This is a genomic window from Streptomyces sp. NPDC041129 (assembly GCF_055592265.1).
Map to the genome: position 1 here is coordinate 136,965 of NZ_JBVIYV010000013.1, position 17,159 is coordinate 154,123.

Genomic DNA, 17,159 nt, shown 5'->3' on the forward strand with positions numbered 1-17,159 from the left:
CCTGACCGGGCCCCGGGACCCCTGCGCCGGTTCCGGGGCCCTGTGCTGTCCAGACTCTCCCCCGGACGGCTGCGCGATCTCTCGTGCATGTGGCGGTTCCGGCCTCAGTCGGCCGGACCAGCCGGCTCACTGCTCCTGTGTCTGCTTCTCTTCCATCTGCCTCGCGGTCGCGTCGATGGCCGCCAGCGACTTGCGCACCTGGTTGCGGTCCGTGGTGTACCAGAAGTCGGGCAGTGACGCCTTGAGGTAGCTGCCGTACCGCGCGGTGGCGAGGCGCTGATCAAGTACCGCGACCACACCTCGGTCCCCCGAGGCGCGGACCAGACGGCCTGCGCCCTGGGCCATGAGCAGGGCCGCATGGGTCGCGGCCACGGCCATGAAGCCATTGCCGCCCGCGTCCTCCACCGCCTTCTGCCGGGCGCTCATCAGCGGGTCGTCGGGGCGCGGGAAGGGGATCTTGTCCATGACCACCAGCTGACAGCTCGGACCTGGGACGTCGACGCCCTGCCACAGCGACAACGTGCCGAACAGGCAGGTCCGCGGGTCGGCGGCGAAGTTCTTGATCAGCTCGCCGAGCGTCTCCTCGCCCTGGAGCAGGATGGGGAACTCGGGGATTCGGGAGCGCAGCTCCTCCGCGGCGAGCTGAGCGGCACGCATGGACGAGAACAGCCCGAGGGTGCGGCCGCCGGCCGCCTGGATCAGCTCGGTCAGCTCGTCGAGCATGTCGGAGCGCTCGCCGTCCCGGGCGGGGCGCGCGAGATGCTTCGCGACGTACAGGATGCCCTGCTTGGGGTAGTCGAAGGGCGAGCCGACGTCCACGCCCTTCCACTGCGGCAGGTCCTCGCCCTCCGTGCCCTCGGGGCTGAGCCCCAGGGAGGCGCCGACGCCGTTGAAGTCGCCGCCCAGCTTGAGCGTCGCCGAGGTGAGGACGACGCTGCGGTCCGCGAAGAGCTTCTCCCTGAGCAGCCCGGAGACGGACATGGGTGCGACACGCAGCGAGGCGCCGAAGCGGTCGTGGCGCTCGTACCAGACCACGTCCCACTCGGAACCGTTGACCACTCGTTCCGCCACGTCGTGCACGGTCTCGACCGAGGCCAGCGCCTGCTTGCGGACCGCGTCCTCGTCCTGGACGGACTTGTCGCGGGTCGAGCCGAGCGCGGTGATCACCGTACGGGCCGCGTCCCGAAGCGCCATCAGCGCATAGCCGAGATCCTCCGGGATCTCCTCGAGGCGGCCCGGCAGAGCCAGTTCCATCAGCCGCTCGAAGCCCTCCGCGGCGGTCTGGAGCTGGTCGGCGGCCTTCTCGTTGACGAGTTTGGCCGCCCGGCGCACGGCGCGGTTGACCTGGCCGGGCGTGAGTTCGCCGGTGGCGACGCCGGTGACACGGGAGACGAGCTCGTGCGCCTCGTCCACGATCAGTACCTCGTGCTGAGGCAGCACCGGGGCGCCTTCGATGGCGTCGATGGCCAGGAGGGCGTGGTTGGTGACTACGACCTCGGCGAGCTTGGCCCGCTCGCGCGCCATCTCCGCGAAGCACTCGGCGCCGTAGGCACACTTCGACGCGCCCAGGCACTCCCGCGAGGAAACCGACACCTGCGCCCAGGCACGGTCGGAGACGCCCGGTGTAAGGCCGTCGCGGTCGCCGGTCTCCGTCTCGTCCGCCCAGTCACGCAGGCGCAGCAGGTCCTGGCCCAGCTTGCTGGTGGGCGCGGCGGCCTCGAACTGGTCGAAGAGCCCGTCCTCCTCGTCCTGTGGCATGCCCTCGTGCAGGCGGTGCAGGCACAGGTAGTTCGACCTGCCTTTGAGCATGGCGAAGTCCGGGCGGCGGCGCAGCAGCGGGTGCAGGGCGTCGACCGTGCGCGGCAGGTCGCGTTCCACGAGCTGGCGCTGCAGTGCGAGTGTGGCCGTGGCGACGACCACTCGCTCCCCGTGCGCGAGCGCGGGCACGAGATAGCCCAGCGACTTTCCGGTGCCGGTGCCGGCCTGGACCAGCAGGTGGGATCCGTCGTCGATCGCTTCGGCGACCGCTTCGGCCATGGTCACCTGGCCGGGGCGCTCCGTGCCGCCGACGGCTGCGACAGCGGCATGCAGGAGTTCGGGGAGTGAGGGCTTCGTCATAGCCCGACCACCCTACGGCCCGGCACTGACAAACGGGCGGTCAAGGCGGGGGCGAGGGGTGGGAGCACTGCGGGGACTCCTGATACGGAGCGGGGTGACTGCGGCGGCATCGCCGGCCTTCCACCTCTCTTCGCAACGGCTGGGAACCTCACCGGGCCGCCGTTCGTACTCAATGTGACGACACAAGCACAATTCGTCACGTCACTCGGTTCGGGACGCGGTCCCGGATCACGAGGGCGGCCCGCTTGCCGGGCAGGTCGACCTCGGACGCGAATCGGAAACCGGCACGCAGGAAGGCGGTGACGGAAGGGGTGTTACGAAGATCCGGTTCGGCGACGACCCGGGCGCAGTCGGGGCGACGGTCGAGGACTAGATCGGCCACGGCCTTGAGCAGGGAGGAGCCCAGTCCCCGCCCCCGGTCCGCGGCCTCACCCACGAGGAGGTGGATCCCGGTGTCGTGCGGACGAGTAGGACAGTGGCGGGCCAGCGGATCGAGGTCCGCCCGATAGATCTCCCAGTAGCTCATGGGGACGCCGTCGAGCATGCCCAGGCACGGCACGCTGCGGCCGTCGCCGTCGAGTTGGGCGCGAAGGTGGTCCTCGATCCTGTCCGGGGGCCCAGCCAGCTCCCAGAAGGCGGCGACAGCGGGGTCGTTCATCCAGCGGTGGATGAGCGCGAGGTCGTCCTTCAGGCGCACGGGGACGAGTTCGAAGAGGCCTACGGGGGTGGGGGTCGGGCCCCAGCCGGACACGTCGTCGAGCAGGTCGGCGGTGGCGAAGAGGGCGACGAACTCGGCGGGCAGGCGCAGATGCAGCGTGGCCTCGCCGTCCTCGGGAGAGGCGGTGTCCGTACTGGTGTCGGTGGAGGGCACGGTGCGCTCCTTTCGGCTGAGGGATGTGGAGGGCTCGCGGGAAACGCGGAAGGGCAGAGCGGTTCGTTCAGGAGTGAAGGGGGTTGGCGATGGTGACGTAGACGGACTGGGTGTCGACCGGGCCGACGAGTTCGTCCATGCCGTGCAGCCGGGTCAGCAGGTTGGCCTTGCAGCGCAGGACAGGTGAGTCGAGCAACAGGCCGGGCAGCGGGGTCCGCAGGGCGAGCGGGCCTGAGGCGGCATCGGTGAGAAAGCCTCGGAACGCGGCGAGGAGCATCCGTTCGTCGGCGAGTTGCTGGGAGCCGAAGGCGCCGATCAACCCGAGCACGTTGTTGATGGCGAGGTAATAGGCGAAGCGTTCGTCGGTCACCTCGTCCGCGACGAAGGTGTCACTGCGCACGCCGATGCCGGGCAGCCGCGCGTCGAGCTCGGTCCGCCGGGACTCGCGGAAGTAATAGCCCTGGTTGTCGCGGTACCGGCCGCCGGCGGGCCAGCCGTCGCGGTCGAGCAGGACCAGGGTGTTCTGCTGATGGGCCTCGAGGGCGATGCCGGCCTCGCTGTCCAGCCAGAGCACCGGCCGGACGACCTGTTCCAGGTAACGCAGGAACCACTCCGCGGCGACGGCTCCGACAGGGCGCCCGGTGCGTGCGGCGAGGCGCGCGACGAGTTGCGACAGACGGGACCGCAGGGCCCAGGGTCCCTTCGTCGGCCAGGGGTCGGTGTCCGGTTCGGCGAGCGGCCGGGGCGAGACGAGTCCGGCCAGGCAGCTCACATCGTCAGCCGGGGCGAACGGGTTGTGCCTGATCATGACGTCGAGTCCGGGCAGGGGCCGCCCGTCCGGATCGTCGACGGCGAGCCAGGCGGGGTCGCGGACGATGTCGAAGGCGGGATGTGCGGCCTGCCACTGACGGGCGAGCCCGCCGCGCAGCAAACGGTGCACCTCGACTCCGCGGTGGAGTTCCTTGCGCAGGTTCTCGCGACGGGAGTTGGTGATGCGCAGGCCCAGCGACAGTTTCAGCATCGCGGGGGCGTCGGATCGGTGGACGGTGCGTACGGAGGAGGTGGGGTGCCAGGGTGAGCCGAGCGGACCGAGGTCACGGAGGGCTCCGGAGTCGAGCAGGGCGGCGATCGCATCGCGGTGCCTGGTCTCCCTGGCCTGCCAGGGGTGCAGCGGCAGCGCGGCGTATCCGGCGGGCAGGGGCAGAGTGGTTCCGGCGAGCCGCTGGGTGAGCCGGTCCGCGGGAACGGTACGGCCGCGCTCGGTCCAGGCCGAGTCGGCCGCCAGTAGAGAGGGGGCCACGGCCCACCAGTGCAGCGGGAACGAGCCGCGTGATTCCGGTGAGTACAGCGGGCCTTCGGCCTCGGTCAGGCCTTCCCGGCTCTTCGGGGCCGGGTGCAGGGGGTGTCCGAGGAGGAGGGACTGTTCGGCGCTGAGGAAGAGGTCGGGGCCGTCGTCCGGATGTGCGCGCCGGTCGCTGATGAACGTCGCGGTGCGGCGCAGGGAGTCGGCCACCCTGGCGACCAGGTCGCCACCATCACCTGCGGCCTCGGGCTGCTCCGGGACACTGAGGGTCCTGTGGGTGCCGCCCGGTGTCTCCCTGGCCAGGAGCGCCGCGAGAGTGATCGCGTCGACGGGCGGGGCCGTCTCGGCGCCGGCCAGGCGGACCGGCCCGAAGCGGTGCCAGCCCCCCTGGGACCAGTGCCGGACCTGGACGATGAGCGCGGTGCCACTGCGGAGCAGCGGGATACGAAGGGTGCCGGTGGCGGGGGCGGCGAGGCCGGTCTCCCGTACCCAGCAGCGCAGGAGGTTCTCGACGGCGGCGGCCTGGGCGGCGGTGCCGGGGTCGGGGTCCTCCAGCGGGTCCGCGCCGGGGGCCGCCGCGCTCATGCTGTCCGGCGCTCGCCGCTTCTGCTGGGGGAAGGACTCGGCGAGCGGCACGTGAGAGGGCTGGGTCCCGGAGTCGCCCTGTTCGTCAGGGCTGCCGGAACGGCCGTCGGGTGCGGGAGTGGCGTTCAAGACGGCTCCTCGGAAGGGGTGGGCTGGGGCTACGGAGAGGTGGGGGCGTTCTCGTCCGGACTTCCCGTCGTCCGTTCGGCCGCCGTGCGGTGGTGCCGTTGGGCGCTGGTGCCGTTGTGCGGCCGTCGAATGTCCAGGCGGCGGGGGCGAACGAACGGTCACGTCGTGCGCGTGGTTCGCGTGCGACCGGGACGAGAGGGATCGAGCCTGGTTGGGTCCTCGGGCTCCGGTGGTGGGGCCGCTCTCGTGGGGGCCGCTAACGGATGCCGGGGACAGGGTTGTCGTGATGGCGGTGCCGGCGGCCGTGGTCCTGCTGTCGGCGGGCCGCCGCTTCCACCGCGTCGGCCAGGCGGTCCATGACGGCTGCCGCCTGCTCGTCGGAGATGGTCAGCGGCGGAAGGAGCCGTACGACGCCGGCGTGGCGACCGCCGAGTTCCACGATGAGCCCCCGGTGGAGACACTCCCGTTGGACGGCCGCCGCGAGTTCGGGGGCGGCGCGGCGCGGGGTGGGGGTGGGCCGGAGGCCTTCGGCGTCGAACCGGTGATCGTCGGCGAAGGGGTCCTCGCCCGGTCCGGTCGCCTCGCTCTCCGGGTCCACCAGCTCGATGCCGATCATGAGCCCCCGTCCTCGGACGTCACCCACGCAGGGGAACGCGTCCCGCAACTGGCGGAGTTGGGAAAGCATCCGCGACCCGAGGTCGGCGGCCCGCTCGGCGAGTGCGTTCTCCCGTACATGGGCCAGAGTGGCGGTGCCGGCGGCCATGGCCAGCTGGTTGCCGCGGAAGGTGCCCGCGTGGGCACCGGGCTGCCACGCGTCGAGGTCGTCGCGGTAGACGACCACGGCCAGGGGCAGGCTGCCGCCGATGGCCTTCGACAGCACCATGACGTCGGGTGTGACGCCGCTGTGCTCCACGGCCCAGAAGGCGCCCGTGCGGCCGACGCCGGTCTGGATCTCGTCGGCGATCAGCGGGATGGACCGGTCGGCGGTGATCTCCCGCATGCGGCGCAGCCAGCCGTCCGGCGCCGGGATCACGCCGCCCTCGCCCTGGACGGGTTCGACGATCATTCCGGCGGGGAGCGGTACGCCCGACTTCGGGTCGTCGAGGAGGGACTCGGTCCAGCGGGCGGCGAGTTCGGCACCGCGCGGACCGCCGATGCCGAAGGGGCAGCGGTAGTCCTGCGGGTACGGCAGCCGCGCGACCCGTACATCGCCGGCTCCGCCGGAGGCGGCCATGGCCCCGGCCGTCATGCCGTGGTAGGCACCGGTGAAGGCGAGTATGCCGGTGCGTCCGGTCGCGGTGCGGACCAGTTTGAGGGCCGCTTCGACGGCGTCGGTGCCGGCCGGTCCGCAGAACTGCACCCGGGCACGGTCGGCGAGCCCCGGCGGCAGGCTGCGGAACAACTCGGTGATGAAGGCGTCCTTCACCGGTGTCGCCAGATCGAGGACGGAGAGCGGGGCGCCGGAGTCGAGGACGCGACGGATGGCCTCCAGGACCACCGGGTGGTTGTGGCCGAGGGCGAGGGTTCCGGCCCCCGAGAGACAGTCCAGGTAGCGGCGGCCGTCGGCGCCCTCGATGGTCAGTCCCCGCGCCCGCACGGGCACGATGGGCAGGGCCCGCGCGTAGGTGCGTGCCGCGGACTCACGCGCCGACTGGCGCCTGAGGATCCCCTCGTGCACCGCGCGCTCTTCCCCGTACGCACCTTCAGCCACCGACTCGGTCACGGCCACGACTCGCTGTCCTCCCCGCTGTCCAGAGGCGAGTTGATCCACGGGGACCGGGCACAGGCAGCCGACCCCCCACCCCTACAACCGCGCACCGGCCCACGGGTTACGGGTCACCCCGCAATCCCTACCGTCCCCGCAGTCCCTGGACGGCGGCCGAACCGTCCATCGCCCCGACCCAGCACCTGCCCCTGCCCCTGCCCCCGTCGCACACCCGTCCGCTTTGCCGCTCCGGTGCTGCTCTACCCGGTGACCGACGCGAACTTCGACACCGCGTCCTCTCTGCAGTTCGCCGAGGGCTACCACCTCACCCGGGACGGCATGCCCTCGTCGCGCAACGGCGAGGCGTGGCGCTCCTTCCGCTGGAGGTCGTCGGTCGTGTACACGGAAGCGCGGCTGGCGTGCTTCCAGGTCAGGCCGCTTGTAGCCGAACCGTTGCCGGACCGTCGGAACTCCCCCACAGCGAACGCATAGTGTGTGATGCCGTTCCCAGCGGACCAGTGGACCGGCATCAACTCCCCATGGGTGTGGTGCCGGTGCCGGGACCGAAGCGCCGAGTACCTTCACATCAGGGGGAGTCAACAGCATGCGATCCATACGGCCGTCGTTCACCGTTCGCCGAGGGAGGGGCGCGCCGCGCAGGACCTCCCCCGTGCTGGCGACGGTCGCCCTCGTCTCGGCGCTGGCGCTGACCGCCACGGCCTGCGACGGCGACGGTGACGACAACGCCGACGACAGGCCGACCGCCGCCGCGACCCAGGGCGGCACCGGCGACGGCAAGATCAAGATCCCGGACGACATCCGTCAGAAGCTCAAGGAGCACGGGGTCGACATCGACAAGTGGAAGCACGGCGCCTGGAAGAACTGGGACAGGGACGACTGGCTGCGCGAGGCCAACGACTTCATCAACCCCATCATCAAGGGCCTGTGGGACCCGGACCGGATGCGGGACGCCGACGACCCGGCCAAGCGGGTCGACGACAACGACATCTCCGGTGACCAGGGCGTGACGGACCCGACCCCGGCGCCGGTGACGGCACAGGCGGTCAGGCCGCCGTACCACACCAGCGCGGCCGCGTCGGGCAAGGTCTTCTTCGACTCCCCCGAGGGCACGATGGTCTGTTCGGCGACGGTCGTGCAGGACCCGGCGCACCCGGGCAAGTCGAACCTCATCTGGACGGCCGGCCACTGTGTGCACGCCGGCAAGAGCGGTGGCTGGTACCGCAACATCGCCTTCGTGCCGTCGTACAACAACCAGGGCAAGCCGAACGCCGAGCTGCAGGACGCGAGCCGGGCCGAGGTCGCCCCGTACGGCGTCTGGTGGGCCGACGCGGCGAAGACCTCGCAGCAGTGGATCGACCAGGGCGGCCGCACCGGCGGCAGCGGCGCCTCGTACGACTTCGCGGTCATCCATGTGACGCCGGAGCAGGGCAACGCGGGCAAGTCGCTGGAGGAGACGGTCGGCGGAGCGCTTCCCGTGAACTTCGACGCCCCGGCCGTGGCCAAGGTGCAGAGCATCACGGCGACGGGCTACCCCGCCGCGGCTCCCTACGACGGCCAGCTCGCCTACCAGTGCCAGGACAAGCCGGGCCGGCTGTCCCTCGGCAAGTCGGACCCGACGATGTACCGCATCGGCTGCACGATGACCGGCGGCTCCTCCGGCGGCGGCTGGGTGGAGACCGGCACGGACGGCAAGGCCGCCCTGGTGTCCAACACCTCGATCGGCCCGGTGCGCGCGGGCTGGCTGGCGGGTCCCCGTCTGGGTGAGGTGGCCAAGGGCGTCTACGACTCGGTCAGCAAGAAGTTCGCCGGGCGGTAACGCCCACCGCACCACATGGGACCGGACGGCGGCGAGACGTCCACGGGGACCTCGCCGCCGTCCGGTCCCGGCCCCACGCGCGCGGTCGCGGTGGGGCGTCATCGGACACTTCGACGGGGGTCACCGCACCATGCGTTACGCACCTTCCCTCTCGGCGCGCCCGCGCCGGACCGCTCTGGCGGCGGCCGGTCTGGTCGCCGCCCTGGCGTTCACGACGACCGCCTGTGAGGGCTCCACCGACGACAAGGCGGACGGCCGGGCCGGCGCCGACGCCTCCCAGCCCGCCGCCGGCGGGAGCGGCGGCGGCAAGGTCCGGATACCGGCCGACATCGCCGGCCGGCTCAAGGAGCACGGCATCGACGCCGACCAGTGGAAGAACGGCGCCTGGAAGAACTGGGACAAGGACAAGTGGCTCAGTGAGGCCAAGGACTTCGTCAACCCGGTGATCGAGGGCCTGTGGAAGCCCGAGCGGATGCGCTCCGCCGAGGAGGCCGACAAGACGGTCACCAAGGACGCGGCGGCCGGCCAGGGCGTCAGCGATCCGGAGCCGCGGCCCGTGCCCGCCGAGGCGGAGCGGACGCCGTACCACCGCAACGCGGCGCCCGTGGGCAAGGTCTTCTTCGACTCGCCCAAGGGGTCGATGGTCTGCTCCGGCACGGTCGTCAAGGACGTCAACCACCCGGGCAGGTCGAACCTGGTCTGGACGGCGGGCCACTGTGTGCACGCCGGCGGGAACGGCGGCTGGTACCGCAACATCACCTTCGTGCCGTCGTACAACGACCTCGGCAAGTCCGAGTCCGAGCTGAGGGGCGCGACGACGCCGGAGTCGGCCCCGTACGGCACGTGGTGGGCGGACTGGGCCTCGACCTCGAACGAGTGGATCCGGGGCGGCTCCGAATCGGGCGGCGCGGGCGCGGCGTACGACTACGCGGTGCTGCACGTGAAGCCCGAGTCCGGGGCGAAGTCGCTGGAGGAGACGGTCGGCGCGGCGCTCGACGTCGACTTCTCCGCGCCGTCCGCGGCCGAGGTGGCGAGCATGGGCGCATGGGGCTATCCGGCGGCACCGCCGTACAACGGGCTGAAGATGTTCAAGTGCCTGGACCGTCCGGGCCGGCTGGCGCTGAGCCCGTCGCTGCCCACCATGTACCGGATCGGCTGCACGATGACCGGTGGCTCCTCCGGCGGCGGCTGGTTCCGGGTGGTGAACGGGAAGACCGAGCTGGTGTCGAACACCTCGATCGGGCCGGTCTCCCACACCTGGCTGGCCGGCCCGCAGCTGGGCAAGGAGGCCGAGGCGCTCTACCAGAACATGAGCCGCTCGTACGGCGGGCGGTGACGAGACCCTTGAGCCGATGACGGGAGGCCCGCCACCCGGAAAGGGGTGGCGGGCCTCTCGTCCACGTCGTGTCGCCCTGGTGTCAGGCCGCGGGCGTCGGCGTGTAGGGCGCCAGGTCCGCGGCCAGCTCCTCGTGCACCCGGACCTTGAGCAGGGTGCCCTCCGCGGTGTGCTCCTCGGAGATCACCTCGCCCTCGGTGTGGGCGCGGGCGACGAGCTTGCCGTGGGTGTACGGGACGAGCGCCTCGACCTCGACCGAGGGGCGGGGCAGCTCGTTGTCGATCAGCGCGAGCAGTTCCTCGATGCCCTGGCCGGTGCGGGCCGAGACGGCGATGGAGCGCTTCTCCACCCGCAGCAGCCGCTGGAGTACCAGCGGGTCGGCCGCGTCCGCCTTGTTGATCACGACGATCTCGGGTACGTCGGTGGCGCCGACGTCCCGAATCACCTCGCGCACGGCGGCCAGCTGCTCCTCCGGGACCGGGTGCGAGCCGTCCACCACGTGCAGGATCAGGTCGGAGTCGCCGACCTCCTCCATGGTGGAGCGGAACGCCTCGACCAGGTGGTGCGGGAGGTGCCGGACGAAGCCGACGGTGTCGGCCAGCGTGTACAGCCGCCCGCTCGGGGTCTCGGCCCGGCGGACGGTCGGGTCGAGGGTCGCGAACAGCGCGTTCTCGACCAGGACGCCCGCGCCCGTCAGACGGTTGAGCAGGGAGGACTTGCCGGCGTTGGTGTAACCCGCGATGGCGACGGACGGCACCTTGTTGCGCCGGCGCTCCTGGCGCTTGATCTCGCGGCCGGTCTTCATGTCCGCGATCTCCCGGCGCATCTTCGCCATCTTCTCGCGGATCCGGCGCCGGTCCGTCTCGATCTTGGTCTCACCGGGGCCACGGGTGGCGAGGCCGCCGCGACCGCCACCCATCTGGCGGGACAGCGACTGACCCCAGCCTCGCAGCCTCGGCAGCATGTACTGCATCTGCGCCAGGGCGACCTGCGCCTTGCCCTCTCGGGACTTGGCGTGCTGCGCGAAGATGTCGAGGATCAGGGCCGTACGGTCGATGACCTTGACCTTGACGACGTCCTCGAGCTGGATCAGCTGGCCCGGGCTCAGCTCACCGTCGCAGATGACGGTGTCCGCGCCCGTTTCGATGACGATGTCACGCAGCTCCAGCGCCTTGCCGGAGCCGATGTAGGTGGCCGCGTCGGGCTTGTCCCGGCGCTGGATCACGCCGTCGAGCACGAGCGCGCCTGCGGTCTCCGCGAGGGCGGCCAGCTCCGCGAGGGAGTTGTCCGCGTCCTGGACGGTCCCGGTGGTCCACACCCCGACGAGCACGACCCGCTCCAGGCGGAGCTGGCGGTACTCGACCTCGGTGACGTCCTCGAGCTCGGTGGAGAGGCCCGCGACGCGGCGCAGTGCCGCGCGCTCGGAGCGGTCGAACTGCTCGCCGTCCCGCTCGCCGTCGATCTCGTGGCTCCAGGCGACGTCCTCTTCCATCAGGGCATCGGCCCGGAGACCTTCGGGATAGTCGTGCGCGAGGCGCTTGGTGTCCTGGGAAGGGGAAGAAGAGGAGGTCATTGGATCCTTACGTCGGTGGGAAGGCCGAGTCGGCGTTCATGGTGGACAACGCACGAGCACCCCGGGAGATTCCCGTGCCCCGTGCCGCGCCGACCTAAAGATGGTCGCACGGCGCGGCACGGCGCGTCACCGCCTTATTGCACGCCCGGCCCACCCTTCTTACCGTGCTTGTCCCGCTTGGGTTCCTTGACGGACTTGCCGCTCTTCCAGTCCGGGTGGCCGGGCATCGGCGGGGTCTTCTCGCCGTACAGCCAGGGCTGGAAGAAGCCGGTCAGGTCGCGGCCGGCGATGGCCGAGGCCAGACGGACGAACTCGGCGGTGGTGGCGGTCGAGTCGCGGTGCTCCCGGACCCAGGCCCGCTCCAGGCGCTCGAAGGCCCGCGTGCCGATCTCCTGGCGCAGGGCGTAGAGCACCAGCGCCGCGCCGTCGTAGATGTTCGGCCGGAAGATGCTGATCTTCTGGCCGGGCGCGGGCGGCTTGGGCCGGGCCGGGGGACCGCCGTCGGTCCGCCAGCTGTCGGAGGCGCCGTAGGCGGCCTTCATGCGTTCCTCCATGGGCCGCTTCGACTTCTCCTGCGCGTAGAGGGACTCGTACCAGGTGGCGTGCCCCTCGTTCAGCCAGACGTCGGACCAGGTGCGAGGGCTGACGCTGTCGCCGAACCACTGGTGGGACAGTTCGTGCACCATGATCGAGTCGACGTACCAGGCGGGGTAGGCGGGCTTGGTGAAGAGATCCTTCTCGAAGAGCGAGAGGGTCTGCGTCTCCAGTTCGAAACCGGTGGAGGCCTGGGCCATCAGCAGCCCGTACGTCTCGAACGGGTAGGAGCCGATCTTGCTCTCAAGCCAGGCGATCTGGCCGGGCGTCTTCGCGAGCCAGGGTTCGAGTGCCTTGCGGTCGGCGCTGGGCACGACGTCGCGGACCGGCAGGCCGTGCGGTCCCTTGCGGCGCACCACGGCGGAGCGGCCGATGGACACCTGGGCGAGCTCGGTGGCCATGGGGTGCTGGGTGCGGTAGGTCCAGGTGGTGGCACGGCCGACGCGCTCGGCTCCGGTGGGCAGGCCGTTGGCCACGGCGGTGTAGTCGTTCGGGGCGGTGACCCGGATGGTGAACATCGCCTTGTCGGACGGGTGGTCGTTGCACGGGAAGACCAGGTGGGCGGCGTCGGCCTGGTTGGCCATCGCCAGGCCGTCGGTGGTGCGCACCCAGCCGCCGTCCTGGCCCTTGGCGCTGACCGGGTCGCTGGTGTGCTTGACGGTGATCCGCGTCCAGCTTCCCCGGGGCAGCCGGTGGTCCGGCGTGACCACCAGATCCTCGCCCGCGCTGGTGAAGGCGGCGGGACGGCCGTCCACCTCGACGGACTCGACGGTGCCGTGCGCGAAGTCGAGGTTGAGCCGGTCCAGGCCGGTGGCCGTCCAGGCGTTGATGGTCGTGACGGCCCGCAGCGGCTTGTCGTTCTTCCCGGAGTAGGTGAAGGACAGGTCGTACGACGCCACGTCGTACCCGGGGTTGCCCAGGGTCGGGAAGAGCCGGTCACCGACGCCCAGGGGCCCGGCCGGGGCAGCGGCGGCGAGCAGGCATACGGAGACGGCGGAGGCGAGCAGGGCGGCCTTCCGGCGGCGGAAGGGGCGGAGGTCGTGGCCCCGGCGGAGGGTGAGCGGCATGGACCACCGCTACCAGCGCGCGCGTGCGGCACGACGGCGACGCGCGCCGGGCCCACCCGATCGGGTCGGTCCCGCACACCTTCTTCAGGCATCCGGGCGCCTTCGGCGTCCCTCAGGAAGCGGGTGCCTGGTGCTGGGCCCGGGCCACGTCGAACACCCCAGGCACGTCGCGCATCGCCCGCATGAGGGCCGGGAGGTGGGCCGCGTCGGGCAGCTGGAGCGTGTAGGTGTGGCGGACCCGCTGCTGGCTTGGGGGTTCCACGGTCGCGGAGACGATGTCGACGCCGGCCAGAGCGATCGCCTCGGTGAGGTCGGCCAGCAGATGCGGGCGGCCGAACGATTCGGCGACCAGGGTGACCCGGCACTCGGTGGTGTCCCCCCAGCGCACGTCGATCTCGGTGCGCCCCCGGTTCTTCATCTCCGCCACCGCGGCGCACTCCACCCGGTGCACGGTCACCACTCCCCCGCGCACGGCGAAGCCGGTGATCCCGTCGGGCGGTACGGGCGTACAGCAGCCCGCGAGGCGGACGGTGGCCCCGGGCCGGTCCAGGAGCACGTCGGCGCCGCGTGGGCGGGTGATGCCGGCGCTCTCGGGCTCGGCCGCCCGGAAGGCCGCCTCGCCGGCCGCGCTCCCGGTGACACCTTCCGCCTCCTCGGCCCGCGCTTCGGCCTGCGTCTCGCCGCTGCCGCCCGGATGCGCGGCCAGCCACCGCTGGATGGCGATCCGCGCCGCGGCGGTGTGGGCGTGCTCCAGCCACTCACGGGAGGGCTCGGAGGCCGGATCCTGGCCCATGAGGAGCTGTACGGTGTCGCCGTCCCGCAGCACGGTGCTGAGGGTGGCCAGGCGGCCGTTGACGCGGGCGCCGATGCAGGCGTGGGCGTCCTCGCCGTACTGGGCGTAAGCGGCGTCCACACAGCTGGCTCCCTCGGGCAGACCGAGGGCACCGCCGTCCGGCCGGAACACGGTGATCTCGCGGTCCTGGGCGAGGTCCTCGCGCAGGGTGGACCAGAAGGTGTCGGGGTCGGGCGCCGCCTCCTGCCAGTCGAGGAGGCGGGAGAGCCAGCCGGGGCGGGTGGGGTCGGCGCGCTCGCCGTCGGCGGGATCGTCGGCCCCGGGGGCATAGGGGTTGCCGAGCGCGACGACGCCGGCCTCGGCCACCCGGTGCATCTGGTGGGTGCGGATGAGGACCTCGACGACCTGGCCGTCCGCACGGGCGACGGCCGTGTGCAGCGACTGGTAGAGGTTGAACTTGGGTACGGCGATGAAGTCCTTGAACTCGGAGACGACCGGCGTCATGCACGTGTGCAGCTCGCCCAGGACGCCGTAGCAGTCGGCGTCCTCCGCCACGAGCACCAGCAGCCGGCCGAAGTCGGCTCCGCGCAGCTGTCCCCGCTTGCGGGCCACCCGGTGGACGGAGACGAAGTGCCGGGGGCGGATGAGGACTTCGGCGGCGATGTCGGCCTCGCGCAGCACCGAGCGGACCGACTCGGCGGTCTCCGCGAGCGTGTCGTCGGTATGGGCCGCGTTCCCCGCGATCAGCTCCCGGGTGTGCTCGTACTCCTCGGGGTGGAGGATGGCGAAGACCAGGTCCTCCAGTTCGGACTTCAGCGCCTGCACGCCGAGGCGTTCGGCGAGCGGGATGAGGACGTCCCGTGTGACCTTGGCGATCCGCGCCTGTTTCTCGGGGCGCATCACGCCGAGGGTGCGCATGTTGTGCAGGCGGTCGGCGAGCTTGATCGACATCACCCGCACGTCGCTGCCGGTGGCGACGAGCATCTTGCGGAAGGTCTCGGGCTCGGCGGCGGCCCCGTAGTCGACCTTCTCCAGTTTGGTGACACCGTCGACCAGATAACGCACTTCCTCGCCGAACTGTTCCCGCACCTGATCCAGCGTCACGTCGGTGTCCTCGACGGTGTCGTGGAGCAGGGAGGCCGTCAAGGTGGTCGTCTCGGCGCCTAGTTCGGCGAGGATCAGGGTCACGGCCAGGGGGTGCGTGATGTACGGCTCGCCGCTCTTGCGCATCTGGCCGCGGTGCGAGGACTCGGCCAGGACGTAGGCGCGGCGCAGCGGTTCGAGGTCCGCGTCGGGGTGGTGCGCGCGGTGCGCGTCGACGACGTGGCTGATGGCGTCGGGCAGCTTGTCGCGCGCGGTGGGGCCGAGCAGCGCGGCCCGTCCGAGCCGGCGCAGGTCGATCCTGGCCCGGGACTTCCGGCGGACCGCCGCGGGCGCTGCCGCGGCCGGGCCGGGATTCGCAGGGTTCGTGGCCTCCGCACTCATGGGCACCTCCGGCTCGTGGACCGGCGGACGGAGCCCGGGGCGTGCGCGGCTCAGGGATGGCGACGTTCCCCCGTCCGTGCCGGTGCTTGATGCTACCGAGCGCATCACGTGCGGCTGACCGCCTCTCGCAGAGCGTGAAACGGATCACCCAATCGAGCGACGGCATGGAGGTTTAGAGTTTGCGCCACCTGCACTGCGCTCGGCCGCGGTTTCGAATGCCCCCGGCCGCCGGAGATCGATGCTCCGGACGCCCGGGAGCCGCCACGACCGGCGTCTCACCGGGTCAGCGAAGCGCGCTTGCCAGCCACTCGGCGTCGATCTCGCCCTCGGCGACGATCACGGCCGGTCCGGTCATCTCGATCTCGCCGTCGGGCCGCTCGGTGATGACCAGGCGGCCGCCGGGCACGTCCACGGTGTACGTCGCCGGGGTGCCGGTGCGGGCCGGGTCGGCGCCGTCACGACGGGCGGCGGCCACGGCGACGGCACACGCGCCCGTGCCGCACGAGCGGGTCTCACCGGAACCCCGCTCGTGCACCCGCATCGCCACGTGCCGCGGGCCGCGGTCCACGACGAACTCGACGTTGACGCCCTCCGGGTAGGCGGTGGCGGGGGCGAACGGCGGCGGGGAGTACAGGTCCCCGGCGTGCGCGAGGTCGTCGACGAAGGCGACGGCGTGCGGGTTGCCCATGTTGACGTTGCGCGCGGGCCAGCTGCGCTCGCCCACGCTCACCGTGACGTCGCCCTCGGGCAGGCGCGCGCTGCCCATACCGACGGTGACGTCTCCGTCCTTGGCGATGTGGACGCTCTTGACGCCCGCGCGCGTGGCGATCGCGATGTCACCTTCGGCCACATGACCGGCGTGCTGAAGGTAGCGGGCGAACACACGGGTGCCGTTGCCGCACATCTCCGCGATCGAGCCGTCGCCGTTGCGGTAGTCCATGAACCACTCCGCCTCCGCGGCCATCTCCCTGGCCTCCGGGTGCGCGGCGGACCGCACGACGTGCAGCACCCCGTCGCCGCCGATGCCGGCCCGGCGGTCGCACAGGGCGGCGACCTCGGCGGGGGTCAGGTCAAGGGTGTTCTCCGGGTCCGGGACGATCACGAAGTCGTTCTCGGTGCCGTGACCCTTGAGGAAGGCGATCCGCGTGCTCATTCCTCGATCGTACGGGGTCGGTACGACAGCGGCGGTGCCGCGCCGGAGGCGGGCAGGGGCTAGCGCAGCCGGGCCACGCGCCACACGGCGAGGACGGCCACGAGGGCCACCAGGAGCACGTAGGCGAGGACGACCCGCCAGTCGGGGCGGCGTCCGGAGCCGCGCGCCGGCAGACCCGGCCAGGTGTAGCCCACCCGGCGGGCGGCCATCATGCCCCAGCCCGCGGCGCAGGAGCAGATCAGCAGGCCCAGCATGGCGATCACCGCGCCGCTGTCGCCGAAGTCGAAGGCGAGCGGGAAGGCGAACATCAGGGAGCCGCCCGCGGCCAGGGCCACGATGGGCGCGAGCTGCCAGATGCGCAGCCGCCGCTGGGGACGCAGCTCGACCTCGACCTCCGGACCGCCCGCGTACATCTCCTCGGGCGCCGGGCCGTCGGCGGTGACGCCGCCTTCGGTGCCGTCGGGGCCGTCGTCGGCGAGACGCTCCGCGTCGTCGGTCAGACGGTCCTCGCCCTGTTCCGGTTCACCGGCGTCGGTCGTGATCCGTTCGGCACTTCGTGCGGTGTCGCGAGGGCCGGCCTCCATCGCCACGCGCCCTCCCAACTAGGACT

At 71.8% G+C, this 17,159-nt stretch carries 11 protein-coding genes and 1 pseudogene; 3 read left to right on the forward strand and 9 right to left on the reverse strand.

The window, feature by feature from the left end; translation table 11 throughout:
• Positions 1-126: 126 nt before the first annotated feature.
• The 4 genes from ACZ6B1_RS31965 to ACZ6B1_RS31980 all read right to left on the reverse strand — a co-directional run bounded on the left by ACZ6B1_RS31965 (position 127) and on the right by ACZ6B1_RS31980 (position 6,735).
• Entirely contained in the window at positions 127-2,118 is a 1,992-nt protein-coding gene (locus ACZ6B1_RS31965) for an ATP-dependent DNA helicase (RefSeq protein WP_468784127.1), read from the reverse strand.
• 196 nt (positions 2,119-2,314) lie between these two features.
• Positions 2,315-2,989, reverse strand: a complete 675-nt coding sequence (locus ACZ6B1_RS31970) for a GNAT family N-acetyltransferase (protein ID WP_468784129.1) — start codon at positions 2,987-2,989, stop codon at positions 2,315-2,317.
• Positions 2,990-3,056: 67 nt separating this feature from the next.
• Positions 3,057-5,006 (reverse strand): IucA/IucC family protein, encoded by a 1,950-nt coding sequence (locus ACZ6B1_RS31975; RefSeq protein ID WP_468784131.1) that lies wholly within the window; start codon positions 5,004-5,006, stop codon positions 3,057-3,059.
• A 256-nt stretch (positions 5,007-5,262) separates the two neighbouring features.
• Positions 5,263-6,735 carry a diaminobutyrate--2-oxoglutarate transaminase family protein gene (locus ACZ6B1_RS31980; protein WP_468784133.1) on the reverse strand — a complete coding sequence of 491 codons (1,473 nt, stop codon included), beginning with the start codon at positions 6,733-6,735 and terminating at the stop codon, positions 5,263-5,265.
• A 222-nt stretch (positions 6,736-6,957) separates the two neighbouring features.
• Here ACZ6B1_RS31980 and ACZ6B1_RS31985 point away from each other — a divergent pair.
• The 3 genes and pseudogenes from ACZ6B1_RS31985 to ACZ6B1_RS31995 form a co-directional block, all read left to right on the forward strand.
• A pseudogene (locus ACZ6B1_RS31985) lies at positions 6,958-7,053 on the forward strand (esterase); the annotation flags it as partial.
• A gap of 262 nt (positions 7,054-7,315) precedes the next feature.
• Positions 7,316-8,548 carry a trypsin-like serine peptidase gene (locus ACZ6B1_RS31990; protein ID WP_468784135.1) on the forward strand — a complete coding sequence of 411 codons (1,233 nt, stop codon included), beginning with the start codon at positions 7,316-7,318 and terminating at the stop codon, positions 8,546-8,548.
• Positions 8,549-8,678: 130 nt separating this feature from the next.
• Positions 8,679-9,884, forward strand: coding sequence for a trypsin-like serine peptidase (locus ACZ6B1_RS31995; RefSeq protein WP_468784137.1), 1,206 nt, complete (start codon positions 8,679-8,681; stop codon positions 9,882-9,884).
• A gap of 82 nt (positions 9,885-9,966) precedes the next feature.
• Here the strand turns inward: ACZ6B1_RS31995 and hflX are convergent, their stop codons facing one another.
• The 5 genes from hflX to ACZ6B1_RS32020 all read right to left on the reverse strand — a co-directional run bounded on the left by hflX (position 9,967) and on the right by ACZ6B1_RS32020 (position 17,133).
• The gene (hflX, locus tag ACZ6B1_RS32000; RefSeq protein ID WP_468784139.1) at positions 9,967-11,457 is read right to left on the reverse strand and encodes a GTPase HflX; all 1,491 of its coding nucleotides are present in this window, start codon (positions 11,455-11,457) and stop codon (positions 9,967-9,969) included.
• 134 nt (positions 11,458-11,591) lie between these two features.
• Positions 11,592-13,118 carry a M1 family metallopeptidase gene (locus ACZ6B1_RS32005; RefSeq protein ID WP_468784141.1) on the reverse strand — a complete coding sequence of 509 codons (1,527 nt, stop codon included), beginning with the start codon at positions 13,116-13,118 and terminating at the stop codon, positions 11,592-11,594.
• Between the two features lie 112 nt (positions 13,119-13,230).
• Positions 13,231-15,396, reverse strand: a complete 2,166-nt coding sequence (locus ACZ6B1_RS32010; protein WP_468784143.1) for a RelA/SpoT family protein — start codon at positions 15,394-15,396, stop codon at positions 13,231-13,233.
• Positions 15,397-15,679: 283 nt separating this feature from the next.
• A complete protein-coding gene (gene dapF, locus ACZ6B1_RS32015) occupies positions 15,680-16,549 on the reverse strand; it encodes a diaminopimelate epimerase (RefSeq protein WP_468784145.1) in 870 nt (289 codons plus the stop codon).
• 59 nt (positions 16,550-16,608) lie between these two features.
• Positions 16,609-17,133 carry a hypothetical protein gene (locus tag ACZ6B1_RS32020; RefSeq protein WP_468784232.1) on the reverse strand — a complete coding sequence of 175 codons (525 nt, stop codon included), beginning with the start codon at positions 17,131-17,133 and terminating at the stop codon, positions 16,609-16,611.
• Positions 17,134-17,159 lie beyond the last annotated feature (26 nt).

Excerpts from the sequence above, each read along its gene's own strand:
- ACZ6B1_RS31965 (WP_468784127.1), bottom strand. The coding sequence starts at position 2,118 with ATGACGAAGCCCTCACTCCCCGAACTCCTGCATGCCGCTGTCGCAGCC.
- ACZ6B1_RS32020 (WP_468784232.1), bottom strand. The coding sequence starts at position 17,133 with ATGGAGGCCGGCCCTCGCGACACCGCACGAAGTGCCGAACGGATCACG.
- ACZ6B1_RS32005 (WP_468784141.1), bottom strand. The coding sequence starts at position 13,118 with ATGCCGCTCACCCTCCGCCGGGGCCACGACCTCCGCCCCTTCCGCCGC.
- ACZ6B1_RS31995 (WP_468784137.1), top strand. The coding sequence starts at position 8,679 with ATGCGTTACGCACCTTCCCTCTCGGCGCGCCCGCGCCGGACCGCTCTG.
- ACZ6B1_RS32010 (WP_468784143.1), bottom strand. The coding sequence starts at position 15,396 with ATGAGTGCGGAGGCCACGAACCCTGCGAATCCCGGCCCGGCCGCGGCA.
- ACZ6B1_RS31990 (WP_468784135.1), top strand. The coding sequence starts at position 7,316 with ATGCGATCCATACGGCCGTCGTTCACCGTTCGCCGAGGGAGGGGCGCG.
- dapF (WP_468784145.1), bottom strand. The coding sequence starts at position 16,549 with ATGAGCACGCGGATCGCCTTCCTCAAGGGTCACGGCACCGAGAACGAC.
- hflX (WP_468784139.1), bottom strand. The coding sequence starts at position 11,457 with ATGACCTCCTCTTCTTCCCCTTCCCAGGACACCAAGCGCCTCGCGCAC.